Here is a 19318-nt window from a genome sequence, read left to right on the forward strand (position 1 = left end):
TCGCCCGGTAGCACAAGCCATGCCCCCTATCCGTCTCGGCACGCGCGGATCGCCGCTCGCCCTCACGCAAGCCACTATGGTCAAGGATGCGCTGTTCGCCGCGCACGGCGTCGCGTGCGAAATCCACGTCATCAAGACCACCGGCGACCGCGTGCAGGATCGCGCGCTGGCCGAAATCGGCGGCAAGGCGCTGTGGACCAAGGAACTCGACCGCGCCTTGCTCAGCGGCGAGATCGACATCGCAGTGCATTCGATGAAGGATGTCGAGACGGTCCGGCCCGATGCGATCGTGATTGCAGCCATGCTCGAACGTGCCGACGTGCGCGACCGGCTGGTCGGTGCGGACAGCCTGTCCGCGATTCGGCCGGACGGCGTGGTCGGCACGTCGAGCCCGCGCCGCCGTGCGCAAGTGCTGCGCGCGCGGCCCGACCTGTCGGTGGTACTGTTCCGCGGCAATGTCGATACGCGCCTCGCCAAGCTGGCGGCGGGCGAAGCCGACGCCACCTTGCTCGCGGCGGCGGGGCTGATCCGGCTGGGGCGCGACGATGTCGGCGTGGCGGTGCCGATCGACCAGATGCTCCCCGCCCCGGCGCAAGGCGCGGTCGGGATCGAATGCCGCGCCGATGACGCCATGACGCGCGGCCTGCTCGGCGCGATCGACCATGCAGACACCAGCCGCGCGGTGCGGTGCGAGCGCGCCTTGCTCGCCGCGCTGGACGCGACGTGCCACTCGCCGGTGGCCGCGTTGGCGACGGTCGAAGGCAACCTCGTAACCTTACGCGCCGAACTATTTTCGGAAGACGGCGCGGCGCATGTCGCGGCCGACGCCCAGGCACTGCGGCTGTCGCGCGAAGAAGCGCCAGCCCTCGCCGCTAGCGTGGACGACCACACGCTGGCACGCGACCTTGCTCGCGCCTTGCTCGATCGCGCACCGCCATCGGTTCGCGCGGCTTTCCGCGCATGAGTCGCGCGGTCGCGGTGCTGCGGCCCGAACCCGGCAATGCCGCCACCGTCGCTCGCGTCGAAGCCGCTGGGCTGACCGCGATCCGTCTGCCGCTGTTCGACGTGCGCGCGGTCGATTGGACCGTGCCCGATCCCGACCGCTTCGACGCGCTGATCCTGACCAGCGCCAACGCGCCGCGACTGGCCGGTCCCGGACTCGACGCGCTGGTGCGATTGCCGGTGTTCGCGGTCGGGCCAGCCACCGCCGCCGCGGCCCGGACGCGCGGCCTGACGATCGCCGCGACCGGCGACGGCGACGGGGCCGAAATCGTCGCCACGCTCACGGAGCGCGGCTTTACCCGCGCGCTCTTGCTCGGTGGGCGCGAAAGGCGCGTGCACGCGGGCGGCGTGGTTGCCGAAGCGATCACGGTTTACGCAAGCGATCCGTTGCCGATGGATCCCGCCGGGATTGCCTCGTTGGCGGGCGCCGTCGCGTTGCTCCACTCCGCGCGCGCCGCCGAGCGCTTGGCCAGCCTCGTCGGTGACGCCCGCGCCTCGATCCGCCTCGCTGCGATCAGCGACGCCGTCGCAGCGGGGGCGGGGCCGGGCTGGGCCGGGGTGGCCGCTGCCGCAATGCCGGACGACGCAAGCCTGGTGGCGCTCGCGCGGCGTCTCGCCGATTGACCCTGCGCGCGGCGCCGCCGATAAGGGGACGATGAGCGACGTTACGCCGCCCCCCGCGCCGGTTCCGCCTACGCCCCCCGCCTTGCGGCAACTGACGCTGGCGACCGTCGGCTGGATCGCGCTGGCGACCTTCGTCGTCGGCGTGATGATCGCGGTCTGGGCGATCAACCGTTTCCGGACCGCCGATACCACGACGCAACCGCAGGCCGCCGTCGCGCCGCAACCCACCAAGGTCATCGTCACGCCGCCGGTCGCCACCGATCCAGCTTCGCTGTCGGCGCGGCAGGAACTGCTTGGCGCGCAACTCACCGCGCTCGAACAGCGCGGCGCGGCGATCACCGCAGCCTCGGCCAACGCTTACGGCAACGCAACCCGCGCCGAGGGATTGCTCGTCGCCTTCGCCGCGCGGCGGCAGATCAGTCGCGGTCAGGGGCTAGGCTATCTCGAACAGCAATTGCGTGACCGTTTCGGCGCGACCCAGCCCAATGAGGTCAACGCGGTCATCGCGGCGTCCCGCAATCCGGTGACGGTCGAGGATTTGCGGCTCGGACTCGACCAGATCGGGCCGCAGCTCGCGCTCGGCCCGTCGGGCAGCGCGGGCTGGGGCGGCGCGGTGTGGCGGCTGTTCGGCAGCCTGATCGTCGTCCATCCGAAGAATATGCCGTCGCCGGTGCCGAGCGAGCGCCTCGCGCGCGTGCGGCGGATGCTGTCGCAGGATCAAGTCGAAGCGGCGGTCGAGGAAGTGGGCAAGCTGCCCGGCGCGGCGCAGGCGACCGGCTGGATGACCGGGGCGAAACGCTATGTCGAAACGCGAAAGGCGCTCGACACGCTGGAGACCGCCGCGCTGCAGGGCAGAGTCGTCAATCCAGCCACCCCCGCGGCCCGCTAGACGCGGGCGATCAACGCCTGCGCCGCGGCGGGATTGCGTACCTTCGCGCCGGAGATCATGAAGACGAAGACGTCGCGCGGTTGCTTGGGCGGCAGCGCACCGAAATAGGGCAGGCCATCGGGAGCGGCGCCCGCCGCCCAGCGCTTCGCGGCGCCGGCCCAGCGATCGAGCGCGTCGGGCGAATAGCCGATGGGCTCCTCCTCAACGCTGCTTTCGAGCCGCGCATAGACGAAGTCGGCGGTGACGTCGGCAATCGCCGGATAGTCCGGCGATTCGCCATAGACGATCGCGACATTGGCGGCGCGGCACAGATCGACGAATTCGGGCACGTGGAAACTGTCGTGCCGGACCTGCACCGCATGGCGCAGCGCGACGCCGTCCTGCTCGGCGGGAAGCAGTTTCAGGAACGCCCTGAAATCGTCCGCGTCGAACTTCTTGGTCGCCATGAACTGCCACAGGATCGGACCGAGCTTCGGCCCGAGCTCGACGATTCCCTGGCTCGTAAAGCGCCGGATCGATTCGCCCGCCTCCGCCAGCACCTTGCGGTTGGTGCAGAAGCGCGACGCCTTCAATGTGAACACGAAGTCGTCTGGCACGACTTCCGCCCAGCCCGCGAACGTCGCCGGCTTGAACCCCGAATAATAGGTGCCGTTGACCTCGATCGCGGTCAGGTGGCGACTGGCATATTCCAGCTCGCGCTTGTGCGGCCATTTGTCGGGATAGAAGGTCCCGCGCCACGGCTCATAGGTCCAGCCGCCGATTCCGATTCGGATGTTCGCCATGGCGAGGAGGATAGGCGGTGACGGGGCAAGAGGCGATAGCTGGCGCGGTGATCGGGAATCCGCCGCGGCAAAGCCGCGTCGTCGGCCATGGCTTCGCCATGCCGGCCGTGCTTCTTGCGATTCGCGAAATAGCGCCGCTATTTCGCGGCAAGAAGCTGGAGCGGGCGAAGGGATTCGTTCGCTACCGTCATTCCTCAAGGCCACCGTGTAACCTTCAACAGCGGCTTATGGGCCGTCTGCCGACTGTCAGGTTCCGGGCAGCGAACCCCAGATAGCTGCCCTTCCTCGCGCCGCCGCAGCGATGACGGCTGTCGACCAGGGCCAGTCTTTCAATCCTACTACGGTGAACGTCCGGCCCTGATGGAAGCGGCCGATCGGACTGGTCGAAGCGGGCCATTGGCAACGCGCCCAAGTGTTGACATTCGTGCCGCTCGTGCCCGATCCGGCAGCCGCCCCTCATTGATCTCCATATCACGATCGCTTTCAACCGATCGCAACGCGTCGTGCATCCTTTGCACTTGTCCTGAACCGGCAGCCGTCGGATCGACATGCACTGTCTGTCCGTTAGCGAGCAATTTCAGATGCGCTATTTCCTCGCTCGCCATGGTGAGACCGTCTATAATGCGGCCGCCCGAATTCAGGGCAACAGCGTCCATACGCCACTCAGCCGCACCGGCATCGCTCAGGCCGAAGCGATGGGCGCGGCGCTTGCCGATTTCCTGGCCGACCCTCGCGAAATCGACATCTGGGCATCGACGGCGGGACGGGCGTTGCAAACCGTCGCGATCATTGTCGAGCATCTTCACCGGGATTTCCTCGACGTGTCCACCGATCCTCGACTGGTCGAACTGGAGGTTGGCGCGTGGGAGGGGCGGCTCTACGCGGACGTCATTGCTGCGGACGGCGTGATCCTGTGCACCGATCGGCGTCTTTTCACGGTGCAGCCGCCTGGCGGAGAGGATTATCCGACCGTTGCGGCGCGGCTGCGGGACTGGCTGGTGACGCTGTCACCCGACCGGGATGTGCTGGTGGTGAGTCACGGCATGACGCTGCGCGTCTTGCGGGGGCTGTTGGCGGGCGGTGAACCGTTCAACGGTGTGCCGATCGCGGAGGATGCGCCGCAGGGAACCATGTTCCTTGTCGAGAACGGGATCGAGACCCGGCTCCACCTGATGACCTGAGCCCTTCAAACTGGTCCATTTTATGTGGGAAAATCCCGGTTAGGTTTGGCAGGTGCCGAACGAGGGAATCCGCCGATGAAGAAGTCGAGGTTCAGCGAGCAGCCGAGCCCGGGAGATCGTCGGCTATTTGCAGGCGAGCTACCAGGTCAGCGAACGGCGAGCCTGCGGCGCGTTTCCGATCAATCGATCGACCCAGCGCTACCAGTCCCGCCGCCTCGATCAGGCCGGCCTCAAGATGCGGATCAAGGAGTTGGCTGCGACCCGTGTTCGCTACGGGTGCCGACGCATCCACGTGTTGCTCCGGCGCGAAGGCTGGGAGATCAACCATAAGCGAACGCACCGCCTGTATCGCGAGCTGGGGCTGCAGCTGCGCAACAAGACACCCAAGCGCAAGGTGAAGGCGAAGCTGCGCGACGACCGGACGACGGCAACGGCACCGAACGAGTGCTGGTCGATGGATTTCCTGTCGGACCAGCTTTTCGACGGGCGCAAGATCCGCGTGTTGTCGATCGTGGACAACTTCACGCGCGTGTCGCCGGCCCTCGACGTATGGACGAGCTACCGCGGCGCCGACGTTGTTGAGACGCTTGACCGCATCGCAGCGGCATACGGCCGCCCCAGACGCATTCGTCTGGACAATGGCCCTGAGTTCATCTCGAAGGACCTCGATCTATGGGCCTATCAGCACGATGTGGTGCTGGACTTCAGCCGACCCGGCAAACCCACCGACAATGCGTTCGCCGAAGCCTTCAACGGTCGCGTGCGGGCCGAATGCCTCAACGCGTTCTGGTTCTTGAGCTTGGACGACGCTCGGGTAAAATGTGAGGCATGGCGGCGGGACTATAACGAGCTCCGTCCGCACAGCTCCCTCGGCAACCAAACCCCGATGGAGCGCGCTTTTTCGTCAGGGCAGGCATGCCTGCCCTGACGAAAAGAGAAGCCGGTTTTCTCACAAAGACCGGACCAGAGATGGGGTGAAGCTCACCTCGATCCAGACTGTCATAGTCGATGGACCACTCAGAAGGGGGCAGCTCAGGTCTTTAAATCCTCGACCGTCGCCCTTTTACGCCACTTCGCCACAGTCTTCGGGTTGATCCCCAGCTCACGGCTCAGCGTCGCGAGCGAAGCTTGCGACATGCTGTATTGCTGCTCGGACGGCGTGCGTGGTCGTGGCGCACCCATGACGTACCTGTCCCATACGGCTTCCTTCCATTCCAACGAAAGGATCGCACCATCAAACCGGGGGATCAAACACCTAATCGCGGCGCTATCGGGAACGACATGCTCCAGGAGTTCGCGAAGCGCTGCGACATCCCATTGCCCCTGATCGAGGTCGCGCAGACGGCGGCCGACAATCTCGTCGCTGGTCAGGCTGAACAGCTTGAGAAACGCGCGGCTATGGGCAGGGAGGTTGTCCATGATGACGACATCGCCGGGCTTTAGCGTCGGCGCCAGCACCTGCTCGGTATAGGCAAGGAACCACTCGCCCGTCATCGGGCCGTCGAGGACCATCGGTGCGGTCATGCCGGTCAGCCGCAGAGCGCCGGTAACCGTCGTCGTCTTCCAATGGCCATGCGGGATACTCGCCCGGAGCCGCTGCCCGCGCGGCGCGCGGCCGTGCAGCCGCGCCATCTTGGTGCTCGCCCCGGTCTCGTCGATGAAGACGAGGGTGTGGGGGTCGAGATCGAGCTGGCCGTCGAACCATGCCTCGCGGCGCTCTACGACATCGGGACGATCCTGCTCCGCTGCATGCCCGGACTTTTTTTGAGCGTGATCTTCCGGCGCGCGAAGAACCGCCACAGCGTCGCGATGCCGACAGTGACGCCGTGTCCGGCGAGCAGCTCGCGCAGTTCGGCAAGGGTGATGTCCGGCTGTCTGGCGATCGCGCTGAGGATCACGTCCGCGTGCGCCTCGACCCGAGCGACGGTCGCCACCTTGCTGCCGGGGTGCAGCCGTACCGGTCCGCCGCGCCAGCGCGTGCCACCGGATCGCACTCGACACGCTGACCCCGAACCGCGCCGCCGCCTGGCGCCGCGATAGACCGCCGTCGATCACCGCCACCACCCGCTCACGAAGATCAATCGACAGCGCTTTGGTCATGCATGCCAGCCTCCCTCGCCAGCACGCAGCTTGAATCAGATCGCGACCGCCTTGGGAATCCCCAACGAGTCTGTCAGCTCGGAAGATGCTCTAGGAAAAATTGGCGATGGCAGGCCCTTTATTAATCCGCGAGCGGGCGGTTTTTTCGCGCACGCCGCGTTGGATATCTGAAAGGTCTGCCTTCGGCGATCGTTTCGCATCGCGTTTTCCCGGTGGCCAATTCCGGCCAACGAAGAAAAGGGATGGGACATTTCCTCATTTGACCCAGCCGACACGGGACCTGCTTGGAACGCCGGACGAAAAATTGGCGCGAAGCGAGCGCTGAAGCCGAAGAGATTTGGGCCATTCGCTTCATGCTCGACCACGCCAAGAAGGTTCGGGGTCGGGCGGTCCAAATCCTGCTCGGCCATACCAGGATCGAGAGCACGGTGCGGTACCTTGGCGTTGACATTGAGGACGCCCTCGCGCTCGCCGACGGATCTGGACCAGCTGCTGTCGCCATGTCCGCGCACATCGACAGCGATTGCGCGAAACCCCGCATCGGCCAGATCGCTCATTACCCGCTTCCAAGCGCGCCGGGTCTGACCGCCCCCATGGGCGAGCAGGACCGGCATTGCTCCTCGCCCCCCGGGCCTCAGCCACAAGAGTTAGGCCTCCAGAACCTTCGATCGAGAGTATTTCCGTCTGCACTCATTAGCCTCTATAGTATAAAATGGCTTAGACCAGGCTTCGGAGCGGAACCTGCAGGTCACCTGCGGCGCTAAGGTCGACGGACGCGCGTCGTTCAACCAGCCGTCGACCGACCGCCATGTCCGCGCCCCGGTTGACGGTAAGGACACCTTCTACAATTCCCTCCGAGAGGAAGAGGGCGGTAAAGGCGTCGGACTCCAGGTCCCCGCGCAGGACTAGCCTGAGGCTGTCGTCGATCCGTCCTGCGACCTGGATGTTGCAGTCATACTGGTCGGACCAGAACCAGCAGGGCTGGAGATACCCGCCAGCGCCGCCCAATATTGCGGCGGCCGCGACCTCCGCCTGATCGGCGGCATTGCGAAAGGTCTCCAGCCTGACCCGCGTGCCGAAGAAGCCGGGCTGGTTGCTCACGTCGCCCGCTGCCCAGACATGGGGATCGCTCGTCCGGCCCCGCGCATCGACCACGATCCCGTTGGCCACACGCAGGCCTGCGGTCGCGGCGAGTTCGACGTTGGGATCGACGCCGATGCCCACCACCACGGCGTCCGATTCCAGCCGCACGCCGTTGGTCAGGATCACGGTGCGTACCGTACCGCCTTCCCGCTCCAGCGCAGAGACGCCCACTCCGTAATGCGCGGTCACGCCCCGCGCCCTGTGGAGTTCCGATAACCACCCTCCGAAACGGCCACCCAGCGTGCGCAGCATGGCCGCGCCGCCCGGTTCCACGGCGGTGACCCGACATCCGGCCTGGACGGCACTCGCCGCGACCTCCGCGCCGATCACGCCCATCCCCACCACGACGATCGCGGCCCCCGGCCGAAGCGCCGCGCGCAGGTCGTCCGCATCGGCGCGGGTCCTGAGGTGATGCACGTTAGCCGCATCCGCGCCCGGAAGATTGAGCCTGCGCGCCCGCGCGCCGGTGGCCAGCAGGACCCGATCTGCCGGGATGCAGCGGCTGTCGGCCAGCCGCAGTTGGCCCCCGGCACGGTCCAGCGCCTCGACCCTCGTCCCGAGTATCAGGTCGATCTGATTGTCGTCGTACCACCGCTCGTCTCGAAGCTCGAACCCCGCCGGCACCGTGTCCGACCGCAAACATTCTTTGGACAGCATCGGCCGTTGATAGGGCCGCCACGGCTCCTCGCCGATCAGCACGACGCGCCCCTCGAACCCGCCGGAGCGGACGGCGGCCGCCGCCTGAGCGCCGGCAAGATTGGCGCCGACTATAGCGATCGTTCCGATCATGGTCATGCCGGCCTCGTCGGTCCCCGCTACCTAGAAGCGGATTTCCGCACCGATACCGACGCGCCGCGGCCGTTCGTAGATAATATAGGTGCCAAGCGGACCCGGCGAGATTTGCTGTGCCACCTTCGCGTTGGTCAGATTGTTCACGAACAAGCTAAAACTGATCTTCTCGCCGGGAAGGCGCCAGCCGATTTCCCCGGACAAAGTCGTATAGGAAGCCTGCACCAACGAATTGAGGAAGTCATAATAGACCTTGCCGCTGTGGAACAGGTTCGCGCTCGCGGTGAGGCGGCTTTTGCCGATGTCGACGCCATACGTACCGCCCAGATTAAAGGTATAGCGCGGTGTGCGGATCATCCATTTGCCGGAAACATCTGCGGAGCTCACGATATTGCCGCCGGTTGTTCTAGGGATGAAGACCTGCGCCTGGGGAAACTTGTCATATTCGGCATGTGTGTAGACCGCCGAGGCGCGGAGGTTGAGGTCGTGTATGGGAACAACAGTGACTTCCAGCTCTCCGCCGTAGATCTTCGCGTTCGCCGCATTCTGCAAGATGAAGGCATTGCTGGCCGAACGCGCCGTCACCTGCAGGTCGCTATAGTCATAGCGATAGACCGACAGGTTGGTCCTGAGCCATGACGCAGGGTCCACTTTCAACCCAATTTCGCTCGCCTTGATCGACTCCGGATTCACCGCGATTGGCGACGTGCCGAAGGTATTGAACACCCCGCTCTTGAAACCGGTGCCGTAGCTTGCATACACATTAGCGTGATTGGCAAAATTATATCGCAGCGCAGCGCGATAGGTAAATTTGTCAAATGATCTGCGGGCGGTGCCGAACGGCAGCGGTGTGCCATTTACCGATTGCTCGAAGGTACGTTTCTCGGTCGTGTAGCGCACACCTCCCGTAAAGAAGAGAGAATCGACGATCTCGTAAGTGCCCTCCGCAAAGCCTGCAAAGGAGGTTGTCGTGACCTTCGGCTCAAGTAGCGTTTGGCTCGGCACCGCAGTGGGAGATGTCGCGCTGTAGACGAACACCGGTTGTTCGCCGGTCAGGCGAAACGCATAGGCTCCGAGGATCCATTTGAAGCGCCCGACACCGGTGGAAAGCAGCCGCACCTCCTGGCTATACGTCTTGGGCCGGACCCGCATGTCAGTATAGCCCAGCAGAATGTTCGAGGCGTCCGAATCGGCGAATTGATTTACCCGCGTTGCCATGAAGGCACTAGTAGTCTCTAGGCTCACACCGCCCAGATCGAATTGCGTGCGCAGCGACAGATCGAACCGGTTGTAGTCGGACCGACCGCGCCCGTTGAGCGCTGCCTCCCATGGCTGGTCGGCAATAATCACTCCTGGGAATGGCGCAGCGGCGGTGTTTCCCCGGAACGGCTGCTGCGACGCCACCTGATCTTTCGAATCGACATACGCCGCGGTCAGGATGATTTTTGCCGAATCGCTGGGTTCGAACATTAGCTTGCTGCGTAGCGAAATCGTCCGCGCAGCGCCCAACGTTCCACCGGTGTTGAGGTCACTGATGTAACCGTCGCTCTTGCGGTATAACACCGCAAGATCGGCTGCGACTGTTTTGCCAAGCCCTCCGGTCACATAACCGCGAACATCGACGTCATTCGCCTCTTCTCGGGAGCGACCGTAGCGCGCGGCGATCCGGCCACTCGTCGTGAAACTGGGATCCGGCGTGATGACGTTGACCAGCCCGCCAGTGGCATTGCGGCCGAACACGGTGCCCTGCGGGCCGCGCAACACCTCGACCCGCTCGACCTGGACGAGGTCGATCTGCGTCGAATATGGGTCCGCCTGATAGATGCCATCGACGTAGATCGCGACATTACTCTCGTCCCCGGTAGAATTCCCTGCCGAACCGACTCCGCGAATGCTCGGCTGCATCACGTTTTGATTACGACCGCCGTTAAATGCCGGAATGATCTGAGTGAGGTTGCGAACGTCGCGTACGCCAGAACTTGCAAGCGCTTCGCCACCGATCGCCGTCACCGTCACCGGAATATTCTGAAGCCGTTCTTCACGGCGCGTAGCGGTGACCACGATGTCGGCAATGCCGCTGTTATCGGGCGGGGTCGCGGCGGGGGTCGTCGGCGTGTCCTGCGGCGTGGCCGCAGCGGAAGGAACTGGCGCGACCGCTTGCGCCTGCGCGATCGCCGGGAAACTCACCGCGCAAAATAATGCGAACGGCCGCTTCAGAACCTGCATTCCCATATTCCTCTCCCCTTTGCCTCGTTGGGCAACACCAAGATACGCGCAGCTCATCCGGCGGACTTCCCGCTCGTCAATACGTCGTCGTATGTTTATAGTCGATTCTTGTCAATACTTATGTTTGCTCGCCCGTGGCGGTGAGGTGCGCGACACCTGCGATCCATCCTGGCGCCGGCCTATATTCCTTCTGTGCGATACGGTATTGACCGGTTGCTCCCATCGCCGCGGACGCGGCGACCCATGCCAAGAGTTCGTTGGCTCCCGAACCCGCGACCGCGTCGACCGCCGCGGTATCCAAGGCGTCGAGAGCCTCCCAGTCCTGCGCCGCGATCATTTCCAGGACACAAACATCCCAGGCCGGGTTGAGCGGCCGTACCGGCCCCTCCCCGCGCGCGGCGTCCGCTGCGACGGCAAGAACCTTAGTTTCCCGTGCTCGCTGCTCGTCACGGGTCAGCGCTGCCGCCCCGGTCAGGCGGTCCCGCACCTCCGAGCTCGCGCCAGCGATGCGGGGCACCAGGGGATCGTGGGACAGCCCGCCCGATGCGGCGAACAGGATCCGCAGGCTACAGCGCCGCGCGAAACGTCCTACCGCTTCGCCCAGCAGGCGCGCGCGGCGATAGGTCGGCAGCGGCGGGGCGGCACAGTTCACGAAGATCGGCACGACGGGATAGCGGTCCGCCCGGCCGAACATCAGTTCCCACATCTGGACAAAGCCGTGGTCAACCACCATCGCATAAGAAAGCGCTGCATCCACGTCTCCTGCACGTATCGCGTCGAGCACCTGCAGCGCGAACACCTCGTCGACCTTCAGCGGGCCGTCTGACGTTGCCCAGTCACCATAGGAACGCGCAGCCGTCCCGACGCAGAAGCTCGGCATCATACCGTAATTGAAACCGTGAAAATGGTCGGGCGCGAACTGGATGATGTGATCGGGAGCAAAGTCTTCGATGAAGCTGGCCATCCGGTCGAAAGATGCCTTCACCGCCATGCACGTGGCATCGTCCGCGAGGTCCGCGTTGAGCATGACGGGGGAGTGCGAGGCACAAGCGAGAGCGAACGGCATCGCTATTCTCCCCCGGTACCGGCGTCGCGACCCAGCAGGAACGCCAGGTGGATACGGTTGAACGTGTCCGCATCCTCATATTGCGGCCAGTGCCCACACTCGTTCATCACGGCGAACTGGCTGCCCGGAATCATGTCGGCGATCTGCTTGCCTTCGACTGCGGTCGCGGTGGGATCATGCGAGGTCCACAACACCAGCGTTGGCGCCCTGATCGATGCATATTGGTGGGGCGTGATCATATTGCGCCGCCGGACCTCCATGTCCTGAAGGCACAGGATCTCGCGCATCACGGCGGCGAAGCCCGGCTGGCGATAGATGCGCCGGCGCACCTCGACGAGATCATCGGTGACCTTGGTCTTGTCGTGCATCAGCATCTCGAGACGTTCGCGGATCATCGCGGCGTCGGGATTCTCCACCGCCCGCGTCGACAGGCGCCTGATCCGGTCCATCACCTCCGGGTGCGCGGTCCAGCCGCCCGCGGTATTGAGCACGACCCGGTCCACCGCATCCGGGTGGTTAACCGCAAGATAAGTCGCGATCCAGCCTCCAAGCGATTCGCCCGAGACGTGCGCCCGCTCGCGCCCGAGCGCGTCGATCGCTGCCAGCGCGTGCCTCGCATAATCGCCAATTTCATAACCGCCGGCCGGCTTGTCGCTCCAGCCATGCCCAACGCTGTCGATCGCCACCGTCCAAAAGTGCTCCGCATGCGCAGCGAAGTTGCGCACATAGGCCTCCGCGTGGCCGCCCGTGCCATGGAGTAGCAGCAGCAACGGCTTGTCGCTGTCGCCCGCGCTGATGAACCGCGTTCGGACACCGCCGGCATCAATATAACCCTGGCGAAACTCGGTGGGACCGAGATCGGTCCAGATGCTGTGGTACGGCGTTTCCATTGGCAGATCCTGTTGTCGTCGTTGCGTGGTCAGGCGATGTTGTGATAGCCACCTCGCCAGTGGACGAGCGGCGGCCTGTCGCGGTGGCGCGCGCGCATTACGCGGCCCAGAAAGATCGCGTGATCACCCCCGGGAAACTCGTCGACCCTCTCGCATTCGATCCATGCGAGCGCGCCCGGCACCAGGGGTACGTCTGCCATGCCGGTCGCCGCACGGAGCGCAGCGAAGCGATCGACCGGAGCGCAGAATCGCCGGGACACCTCCTCCTGGTCGGCGGCCAGGATGTTGGCCGCGAAGTGGCGCGCCTTGCTGAAAACCGCATAAGATGGCGCGGTTCGGCGCAGGCTCCACTGGATCAGCGGCGGGTCGAGTGACAGCGAAACGAACGAACTGACGGTGACGCCGTGGGGGGCGCCCTGCGCGTCCCGAGTGGAGATCACGGTTACACCACTGGCCAGACACGCCATCGCGCCGCGGAACGACTCCGCGCTAACGCAGGGTGCAGCCTGCACCTCGGCCCGGCCGTTCACGCCGCCGACGCCGGCGCGAGCCCGGCGGGTTGCGGCTCCCCTGCCAGCGCGAGAGCCGCCTCCACCAACCGCCGGTAATCGGTGTCGTCAACCGCGAGATAGGTGCCGGCGATGTTGCGGACGGGATCGCCGGCATAATAGCGCTCATACTGGACGAGCCGCTGGCCAAACGCCTCGCCGGCCAGATCCCAAGCGAGCTTGAACAGCTTCACCCGATCGATCGACGACAGCTGTGCGCCGGCATAATACGTCGCGGTATCGCCCGCTATCTCCTCCGCCGCCAGATCGGCGCCCGACGGCATCAGCATGAACCCGCCGGCGCCGATCGTTTGGAGGACTTCGATTACCCGCGGATAGGCTTGCGGCAGCATTGTACGCAGCGCCTGGAGCGGCGCGAGGGCAGGTCGCAGCGTGCCGCTTGCGGTACGCTCTGCCTCGACCTCGGCGCGTGCCAACCCGCTCTTGAGATGCTCTACATAGCCGATGCATTCGCCCAGCATGTGCTGCACATGCAGGAAGGCGTCGGCACCGATCGAGCGCGCGACCGCCATGGCGAGGCCGGTAGCGAACTGCATCTTCGCCAAGGCACGTGTATTGGTCTGGTAGGCCGTGTGGTTGCGGATCGCGGTGCGGAAATACATGTCTCCCGACAACTTGACGTCGCGGTAGCTGAAAACCCGCTCCCACGGCACGAACACGTCGTGGAACACCAAAAGCGAGTCATTTTCCTCGAACCGCGTCGACAACGGATGGTCGAACGCGGCGCGTTCGCCAGCCATTTGGTAGGGCTCGCGGCAAATCTGGCGCAGGCCCGGCGCACCGGCGGGCACCGCACAGATCAGCGCATGGTCCTCGTCGCCGGGCCTCATGCCCGGCAAATTGTACAGCAGGATTTCGTCAGCGACCGGCCCCAAAGTGGCGATCATGCGGGCGCCGCCGATGCGAATCCCGCCGCCTTCCTCACCGACGACGCGAAGGTGAAGTGCGCCGTGTTCGTGGCTCTGCTTCGTGCGATCGTTCTGCGGTGGGATCAGCGCATGGCTCAGAAACAGGTCGTGACGGCGGACATGGTCGTAATACCATGCGACGTTATCCGCATACCGCTGCCCGGCCTCGCCGAAGACGTGACGATCCTCCCACAGCGCCAGCAGAGTGGTATTGAGGAAGTCGGGGGACCGCCCCAGCAGCCCGAAGCTCGCCTCCGCCCAAAGCCTGTATCCTTCGCGCCGCCTGCGCAAGTCATCGACGGTCCGCGCGGGCTCGAACGCAATACCACAGCGCTCGCCCGTGACCGCGTCGAGGGCGGTTAGGCTGTCGCGATGCTCGGGATGGTGCTGCATGTCATACAGCGCCGCAATCTCGCGCGCGACCGCACTGAACGCCGGGTGATCGGCGACGTTGTCAACTCGCTGCCCGCCGACCCAGACGTCGCGCGGACTCGATCGTAACCCCTGCAGATACTCGGCACCCGTCCGCACGCCCATAAACTCTCTCCCGCCGATCAACAGTACCGTACGGGAGAGTATTTAACTCGAGCCAGTGGTTGCCCAAAGGCGAAGTTGCATGCTGTTCACGTAGTGAACAGTTAATGGAGCGAGCCGATTTGCCTTTCGATGCGCTCGACGCAGTCGCGCAGCGGCTGCAGAAACCGTGCCGCCGCTGTCGCTGGCGTCAACACCGTAGAGAAGAAGACGATGTTGACCGCACCGATAACGTGAGCGTCTCGGCGAAGGGGAAGCGCGATCGCGCTGGTACCGGATTCAATCAGGCCATGGCTGGCGCCGAATCCATCCCGCCGCGCCTGCTCAATGGCCCGGGTAACTGCGCCATCAACTTCGATCTCACTAGCGTCTTCCCCCGCTGCGGCGCGCACCAGTTCAAGCGTTTGCGCAAGCTGCCCATCGTCCATTGCCGCCAGCATCGCACGGCCCAGGGCAGAGCGCAGCAGGGGGCGATGCTGTCCGATGAGCCGGCGAAAAACCGTCATTGTAGTCCGCGGGTGCGTGGAAGCGGCGATCGTCAGGCGCCCGTCCTTGATGACGGCGTAGTCGCTCGGCCAGCCGATTCGGACGACAAGCACATCCAACTCAGACTGTGCGGTCTGCAGTTCAAGATCGTCTTGCCGAATCTCCAGCCCGATCCGTTGCACCTTCGGCGCAAGATAATAGCGACCGTCGTCGCGGCGCACGGCGAACCCTGCCGCGGCCAATGTCGCCAGCAACCGATAGGCGCTGGACCGGTCGATGCCGGCCCGGTTTGCGAGCGCGGTCGGCGATGACCAGCCCATGTCCGCCATCGCGTCCAGCAGCGCGAGCCCGCGTTCCAGAGCCCGAACCTCTCGATAGGGGCGGTTCGGCTCGGCCATCAGTATGAGGTCACTGCATCCGTTCGGGAAGTTCGAGAAGGAATTCCAAACAGACCTCCCGCTGCGCCCGAAAGGCCTGAAGTCCGACATCTCGGTGAATGACGTTGACTCCGATGAGATGCGACAGCGCGAGCAGCGCGGCGGCGGCGGCGCGAGATTTGCTCATCCCCATGTCGCGGTAGATTTCGGCGATGATCGTAAGCCGTTCGCTGTCGACGTCGGAGATGGCGTGGCGCGCCAGTTCGGAAGACCGCGCCCATTCGCGCAGCGCATGTTCAGTCGTTCCGCCGGGGACGTCGCTGCGATCTTCCGACGCTAGTCCGAGAAGGTAGGAGAGGCGTTCACGGGGCGTCTCGATCTTCGTGCGCACGAAGCGGCCGACCTCGGAGGTCAGGCTTTGCTGCCAGAACCGAAGCATTTCGCCCAGCAGCGCATCGCGGTCCTTGAAATGCCAGTAGAAGCTGCCCTTCGTCACGCCTAGGACGCGTGCCAGCACCTCGATACGGACCTGCGCGACGCCACCATTCCCGACTTCCTGCAGCGCGGCCACGATCCAGTCGTGTTTCGACAGCCGCTCTGACTGATCGGCATTTGCCTGCGCCTGTTGTTTTGCCATGTAGACCGCCACCTCCGTTATTGCCCGGGCCCATATCGCAATCGTCGGCAAACCGGAATCACCATGACACCGGGTCAAGCATTTTCCACGTCGAGAACCAGCTTCCCGATGGTGCGCCCGCCTGCAAGTTCCGCAAGCCCCTCCTTGAGCGCCGCGAACGGCACTGTCGCGCCGATGGTGGGACGGATAGCTCCCTCTGCCAATGCCGTGGCAAGCCCCCTCTGGACCGCGGCGATGCCGGATGGATCAGCATCGAATTTCCAGAACACGCCCCGCGCCGACGCCGCCTTTACGAGCAGGCGGTTGGCGGGGATCGCGGGAATAGCCCCGCTGGCAAAGCCGACGATAAGAAGACGCCCGCCCCAGGCGAGCGCGCGGACGCTTTGCAGCGTGATGTCTCCGCCCACCGGATCCAGCACGACATCAATCCCGCCCGGCGCGATCCCGCGTAGCGTTTCGACCCAGTCTGCGGCGCGGTTGTTGACGATGGCACTGGCACCGTTGGCGGTCGCCACCGCTGCCTTTTCCGGCGCGGCGGTCGCCGCGATGACGCGCGCGCCGGCGTTGCGTGCGAGCTGCGTCGCGGCGATGCCGGTGCCGCCCGCTGCGGCGTGTATCAGCACGGTCTCGCCCGCTCGCAAGCCGGCGGTGTCGAAGAGCGCGATCGACGCAGTTGTATAGGAGATCGGGATCGCGGCGGCCTGTGTGGGGTCTGTGCCCGGCGCGAGACGGATCAGCCGCGCAGCGTCCACTGCGCAATATTCCGCATAGGCGCCCGAGGTAACCTGCGCCATCACCAGGTCGCCAAAGGCAAGATGTGCGAAGCCACCCGTATCGACGACCTGGCCGGCGATTTCCGCACCAAGGATAAACGGCGGATCGGTCCTGACCTGATATTCGCCGCGCACGCTGATGACGTCGGCGAAATTCAAACCCGCGCGCAGCACACGGACCAGCGCGCAGCCCGCCGGCACGACGGGAATGCGAACGTCCCGGATGCTGACGCGGTCCAGCGTCCCATACCCCTCAACCACCCAAGCCTTCATCGCGCCACCCCCCTGTTGCATCCAGCCATACGCAAAGGTATGTTTTCGGGCAAGGCGCACCGACGTCGGGATATCGAGAGGATAACGACCGCCATGACGACCTCCGCAATGAGCCAGCCCTGGGCCCGCTTCTATAATCCGCGCGCCGCGGCGCTGGCGTCGCCCGACCCCATGCCGCTGTCCGTCCTGCTCGATCGGGCAGCGTCGACCTTCGGCGCGCGCCCATGTTCGTCGTTCGCCGAGGAGAGCTTTAGTTACGCGGAGGTCACAGCCTTCGTGGAGGACCTCGCCGCCGGTTTCGCCGCGGCGGGCATCGGCGCAGGCGACAGGGTCGGCTTCCTCGCCCCGGCCCATCCTTCATTCACCGTCTTCACCTTCGCCCTGTGGCACGTCGGCGCAATCGGAGTCGGGCTGAACCCGCTCTATTCCGTCAGGCGCCTTACCGACCAGGCCAACGATGCGGGACTGAAGGCGATCTTCACGCTCGACGATGCAGCGCTGCTCGGCAAGGCGGCCCAGATCCGGCGCGCGTCGGCGGTGAAGCCGACGCTGATCGCGACGAGCGCGCGCAGCGGCGATCCCCACGCGCCCGCATCGGTTGGCAACGGCGAAGGCACGCTGACCACCGCTGCCATCATGGCTGGAGCGGGCCGGGTCGCACGCGCCACGGTCGACCCGCTCACGCAGCCGGCGGTGCTGCAATATACCGGCGGCACGACCGGCGCGCCCAAGGCAGCGGTGCTGACCCATGCGAACCTGTCGGTCAACGTCGTGCAGATGCACAGCTGGTTCCCCGAACTGAGGCCTGGTGCGGAATCCGTGCTCGCCGCAGCACCCGTCACGCATGTGTCGGGCGTCGGACCCATCCAGAACTTCATGGTCAACATTGCAGGCGAGATGGCCTGGATGCCCCGGTTCGACGCCGACGCGGCGCTGGACACCATCGAGCAGCGGAGGATTACGTTGCTGTTGGCGCCGCCGACCATGTTCACCGCGCTGCTGCATGCCGCGGAAACGCGCGGCAAGTTCGACTGGTCGTCGCTGCGCAACGCGCAGTGCGGCGCCGCGCCGGTCTCGGCCGAGCTCAAGAAGCGCTTTCGCGATGCGACGGGCCTGACGATCACGACCCTGTACGGAATGACCGAGACCTCACCGGCCGCGATCTATTCCTCACCGGCACGGCACCATGACGGAGCGACCGGAATCCCCCTGCCCTTCACCGAGGTGGAGGTCCGCTCGACGCGCGACCCGTCGATCCGCGTGGCAACTGGGGAGCCGGGCGAGATCTGCATCCGGGGTCCGCAGGTCATGCCGCATTACTGGCAGCGCCCCGATGCGACCGCGCAGGCGTTCGTCGACGGCTTCTTCCGCAGCGGCGATATCGGCACCATGGACGCCGACGGCGCGGTCACCGTGTTCGACCGGCTGAAAGACGTGATCATCGCCAGCGGCTACAACGTCTATCCTGCCGATGTGGAAAGCGCGGTCCTGAAGCACCCCGCGGTGCGCGAAGCCGCAGTGATCGGGGTACCCTGCGCCTATCGCGGGGAGACCGTGAAGGCGATCGTCAGCCTGCGCGACGCCGCCGGACTCACGATCGAGAATCTGCGGCTGTTCCTGGCCGACCTGCTGTCGCCGATGGAAATCCCCAAATTGCTCGAGATCGTCGACGAGATCCCGCGCAACGAGAACCTGAAGATCTCACGCCTCGCTCTACGCGAGCGCGAGGCCCGGCGACGCGAAGGCTAGGCAGGCACCACCACGTGCAGCACGCCGTCGATGCGGCGGAGAGCGTAGGTGGCGACCGGCTCGGTGACGGGAAAGGCGAGCGGCGCTCCGCTCCGGATGTCGAATCGCCCCGAATGGACCGGACATTCGATCTCGAACCCTTCGAGCCAGCCTTCGGCCAGAGACGCCTGGCCGTGGCTGCACGTGTCGGCGATGGCGTAAAACGCGCCATCCATGCGGAAGATCGCGACCGGGCCGGTCGCTGGCGAACACAGGCGGCGGACGTCGCCATCGGCCATGCCGTCGGCTTCGGGGACGGCAATAAGCACTTCACTCATGAA

General features: G+C 65.2%; 16 protein-coding genes and 5 pseudogenes. 7 read left to right on the plus strand and 14 right to left on the minus strand.

The annotated features are described in order from the left end of the window. The first annotated feature begins 19 nt into the window (after positions 1 to 19). From hemC to J0J06_RS11265, 3 genes are read left to right on the plus strand one after another with little or no spacing between them, the layout of a single operon-like run. Positions 20 to 964, plus strand: a complete 945-nt coding sequence (hemC, locus tag J0J06_RS11255) for a hydroxymethylbilane synthase (RefSeq protein WP_294041963.1) — start codon at positions 20 to 22, stop codon at positions 962 to 964. After that, the gene (locus J0J06_RS11260) at positions 961 to 1626 is read left to right on the plus strand and encodes a uroporphyrinogen-III synthase (RefSeq protein WP_294041965.1); all 666 of its coding nucleotides are present in this window, start codon (positions 961 to 963) and stop codon (positions 1624 to 1626) included. Before hemC ends, J0J06_RS11260 begins: the two co-directional genes overlap by 4 nt. 31 nt (positions 1627 to 1657) lie before the next feature. Continuing rightward, entirely contained in the window at positions 1658 to 2515 is an 858-nt protein-coding gene (locus tag J0J06_RS11265) for a hypothetical protein (RefSeq protein WP_294041967.1), read from the plus strand. Here the strand turns inward: J0J06_RS11265 and J0J06_RS11270 are convergent. Next, a complete protein-coding gene (locus J0J06_RS11270; protein ID WP_294041969.1) occupies positions 2512 to 3297 on the minus strand; it encodes a DUF72 domain-containing protein in 786 nt (261 codons plus the stop codon). The two genes, J0J06_RS11265 and J0J06_RS11270, sit on opposite strands and share 4 nt — an antisense overlap. 581 nt (positions 3298 to 3878) lie before the next feature. On the opposite strand from J0J06_RS11270, the gene J0J06_RS11275 reads away from it, so the two are divergent. Both J0J06_RS11275 and J0J06_RS11280 read left to right on the plus strand, forming a co-directional pair. Continuing rightward, on the plus strand, positions 3879 to 4478 hold the full coding sequence (locus J0J06_RS11275; RefSeq protein WP_294041971.1) for a histidine phosphatase family protein: 600 nt from the start codon (positions 3879 to 3881) through the stop codon (positions 4476 to 4478). Between the two features lie 100 nt (positions 4479 to 4578). Next, positions 4579 to 5406, plus strand: a pseudogene (locus tag J0J06_RS11280) (IS3 family transposase); the annotation flags it as partial. Positions 5407 to 5513: 107 nt separating this feature from the next. On the opposite strand, the pseudogene J0J06_RS11285 reads toward J0J06_RS11280, so the two are convergent. Both J0J06_RS11285 and J0J06_RS11290 read right to left on the minus strand, forming a co-directional pair. Beyond that, positions 5514 to 5676, minus strand: a pseudogene (locus J0J06_RS11285) (IS481 family transposase); the annotation flags it as partial. Between the two features lie 203 nt (positions 5677 to 5879). Next, positions 5880 to 6578, minus strand: a pseudogene (locus tag J0J06_RS11290) (transposase); the annotation flags it as partial. 383 nt (positions 6579 to 6961) lie between these two features. Between J0J06_RS11290 and J0J06_RS11295 the strand changes: the two are divergent. Continuing rightward, a pseudogene (locus tag J0J06_RS11295) lies at positions 6962 to 7060 on the plus strand (integrase); the annotation flags it as partial. A 42-nt stretch (positions 7061 to 7102) separates the two neighbouring features. Here J0J06_RS11295 and J0J06_RS16865 read toward each other — a convergent pair. The 10 genes and pseudogenes from J0J06_RS16865 to J0J06_RS11340 all read right to left on the minus strand — a co-directional run. Further along, positions 7103 to 7192: pseudogene (locus tag J0J06_RS16865) on the minus strand (hypothetical protein); the annotation flags it as partial. Between the two features lie 103 nt (positions 7193 to 7295). Continuing rightward, positions 7296 to 8516 (minus strand): FAD-dependent oxidoreductase, encoded by a 1221-nt coding sequence (locus tag J0J06_RS11300; RefSeq protein ID WP_294041973.1) that lies wholly within the window; start codon positions 8514 to 8516, stop codon positions 7296 to 7298. A gap of 24 nt (positions 8517 to 8540) precedes the next feature. After that, positions 8541 to 10736, minus strand: coding sequence for a TonB-dependent receptor (locus J0J06_RS11305; protein ID WP_294041974.1), 2196 nt, complete (start codon positions 10734 to 10736; stop codon positions 8541 to 8543). A 118-nt stretch (positions 10737 to 10854) separates the two neighbouring features. Beyond that, positions 10855 to 11802 (minus strand): 3-carboxyethylcatechol 2,3-dioxygenase, encoded by a 948-nt coding sequence (locus tag J0J06_RS11310; RefSeq protein ID WP_294041976.1) that lies wholly within the window; start codon positions 11800 to 11802, stop codon positions 10855 to 10857. Between the two features lie 2 nt (positions 11803 to 11804). Next, positions 11805 to 12692, minus strand: a complete 888-nt coding sequence (locus J0J06_RS11315; protein WP_294041978.1) for an alpha/beta fold hydrolase — start codon at positions 12690 to 12692, stop codon at positions 11805 to 11807. A 29-nt stretch (positions 12693 to 12721) separates the two neighbouring features. Further along, positions 12722 to 13159: a flavin reductase family protein gene (locus tag J0J06_RS11320; RefSeq protein WP_294042495.1), complete on the minus strand. Its 438-nt coding sequence runs from the start codon at positions 13157 to 13159 to the stop codon at positions 12722 to 12724. 59 nt (positions 13160 to 13218) lie between these two features. Continuing rightward, a complete protein-coding gene (locus tag J0J06_RS11325) occupies positions 13219 to 14706 on the minus strand; it encodes a 4-hydroxyphenylacetate 3-hydroxylase N-terminal domain-containing protein (RefSeq protein WP_294041980.1) in 1488 nt (495 codons plus the stop codon). Positions 14707 to 14807: 101 nt separating this feature from the next. Further along, entirely contained in the window at positions 14808 to 15587 is a 780-nt protein-coding gene (locus J0J06_RS11330) for an IclR family transcriptional regulator C-terminal domain-containing protein (RefSeq protein ID WP_294041982.1), read from the minus strand. 10 nt (positions 15588 to 15597) lie between these two features. After that, positions 15598 to 16215 (minus strand): TetR/AcrR family transcriptional regulator, encoded by a 618-nt coding sequence (locus tag J0J06_RS11335; protein ID WP_294041984.1) that lies wholly within the window; start codon positions 16213 to 16215, stop codon positions 15598 to 15600. A 62-nt stretch (positions 16216 to 16277) separates the two neighbouring features. Continuing rightward, positions 16278 to 17249 (minus strand): NADPH:quinone oxidoreductase family protein, encoded by a 972-nt coding sequence (locus J0J06_RS11340; RefSeq protein WP_294041986.1) that lies wholly within the window; start codon positions 17247 to 17249, stop codon positions 16278 to 16280. 93 nt (positions 17250 to 17342) lie between these two features. On the opposite strand from J0J06_RS11340, the gene J0J06_RS11345 reads away from it, so the two are divergent. Continuing rightward, positions 17343 to 18998 (plus strand): AMP-binding protein, encoded by a 1656-nt coding sequence (locus tag J0J06_RS11345; protein WP_294041988.1) that lies wholly within the window; start codon positions 17343 to 17345, stop codon positions 18996 to 18998. Here J0J06_RS11345 and J0J06_RS11350 read toward each other — a convergent pair. Then, positions 18995 to 19315: a non-heme iron oxygenase ferredoxin subunit gene (locus tag J0J06_RS11350; protein ID WP_294041989.1), complete on the minus strand. Its 321-nt coding sequence runs from the start codon at positions 19313 to 19315 to the stop codon at positions 18995 to 18997. The genes J0J06_RS11345 and J0J06_RS11350 overlap by 4 nt on opposite strands. Positions 19316 to 19318: the final 3 nt, after the last annotated feature.

Source organism: Sphingomonas sp. (genome assembly GCF_017304615.1).
Classification (GTDB): domain Bacteria; phylum Pseudomonadota; class Alphaproteobacteria; order Sphingomonadales; family Sphingomonadaceae; genus Sphingomonas.

Coding starts and splice junctions, on each gene's coding strand:
- J0J06_RS11305 (WP_294041974.1), bottom strand. CDS start 10,736: ATGCAGGTTCTGAAGCGGCCGTTCGCATTATTTTGCGCGGTGAGTTTC.
- J0J06_RS11345 (WP_294041988.1), top strand. CDS start 17,343: ATGACGACCTCCGCAATGAGCCAGCCCTGGGCCCGCTTCTATAATCCG.
- J0J06_RS11350 (WP_294041989.1), bottom strand. CDS start 19,315: ATGAGTGAAGTGCTTATTGCCGTCCCCGAAGCCGACGGCATGGCCGAT.
- J0J06_RS11320 (WP_294042495.1), bottom strand. CDS start 13,159: ATGGCGTGTCTGGCCAGTGGTGTAACCGTGATCTCCACTCGGGACGCG.
- J0J06_RS11300 (WP_294041973.1), bottom strand. CDS start 8,516: ATGACCATGATCGGAACGATCGCTATAGTCGGCGCCAATCTTGCCGGC.
- J0J06_RS11270 (WP_294041969.1), bottom strand. CDS start 3,297: ATGGCGAACATCCGAATCGGAATCGGCGGCTGGACCTATGAGCCGTGG.
- J0J06_RS11330 (WP_294041982.1), bottom strand. CDS start 15,587: ATGGCCGAGCCGAACCGCCCCTATCGAGAGGTTCGGGCTCTGGAACGC.
- J0J06_RS11310 (WP_294041976.1), bottom strand. CDS start 11,802: ATGCCGTTCGCTCTCGCTTGTGCCTCGCACTCCCCCGTCATGCTCAAC.
- hemC (WP_294041963.1), top strand. CDS start 20: ATGCCCCCTATCCGTCTCGGCACGCGCGGATCGCCGCTCGCCCTCACG.
- J0J06_RS11325 (WP_294041980.1), bottom strand. CDS start 14,706: ATGGGCGTGCGGACGGGTGCCGAGTATCTGCAGGGGTTACGATCGAGT.
- J0J06_RS11260 (WP_294041965.1), top strand. CDS start 961: ATGAGTCGCGCGGTCGCGGTGCTGCGGCCCGAACCCGGCAATGCCGCC.
- J0J06_RS11265 (WP_294041967.1), top strand. CDS start 1,658: ATGAGCGACGTTACGCCGCCCCCCGCGCCGGTTCCGCCTACGCCCCCC.
- J0J06_RS11275 (WP_294041971.1), top strand. CDS start 3,879: ATGCGCTATTTCCTCGCTCGCCATGGTGAGACCGTCTATAATGCGGCC.
- J0J06_RS11315 (WP_294041978.1), bottom strand. CDS start 12,692: ATGGAAACGCCGTACCACAGCATCTGGACCGATCTCGGTCCCACCGAG.
- J0J06_RS11340 (WP_294041986.1), bottom strand. CDS start 17,249: ATGAAGGCTTGGGTGGTTGAGGGGTATGGGACGCTGGACCGCGTCAGC.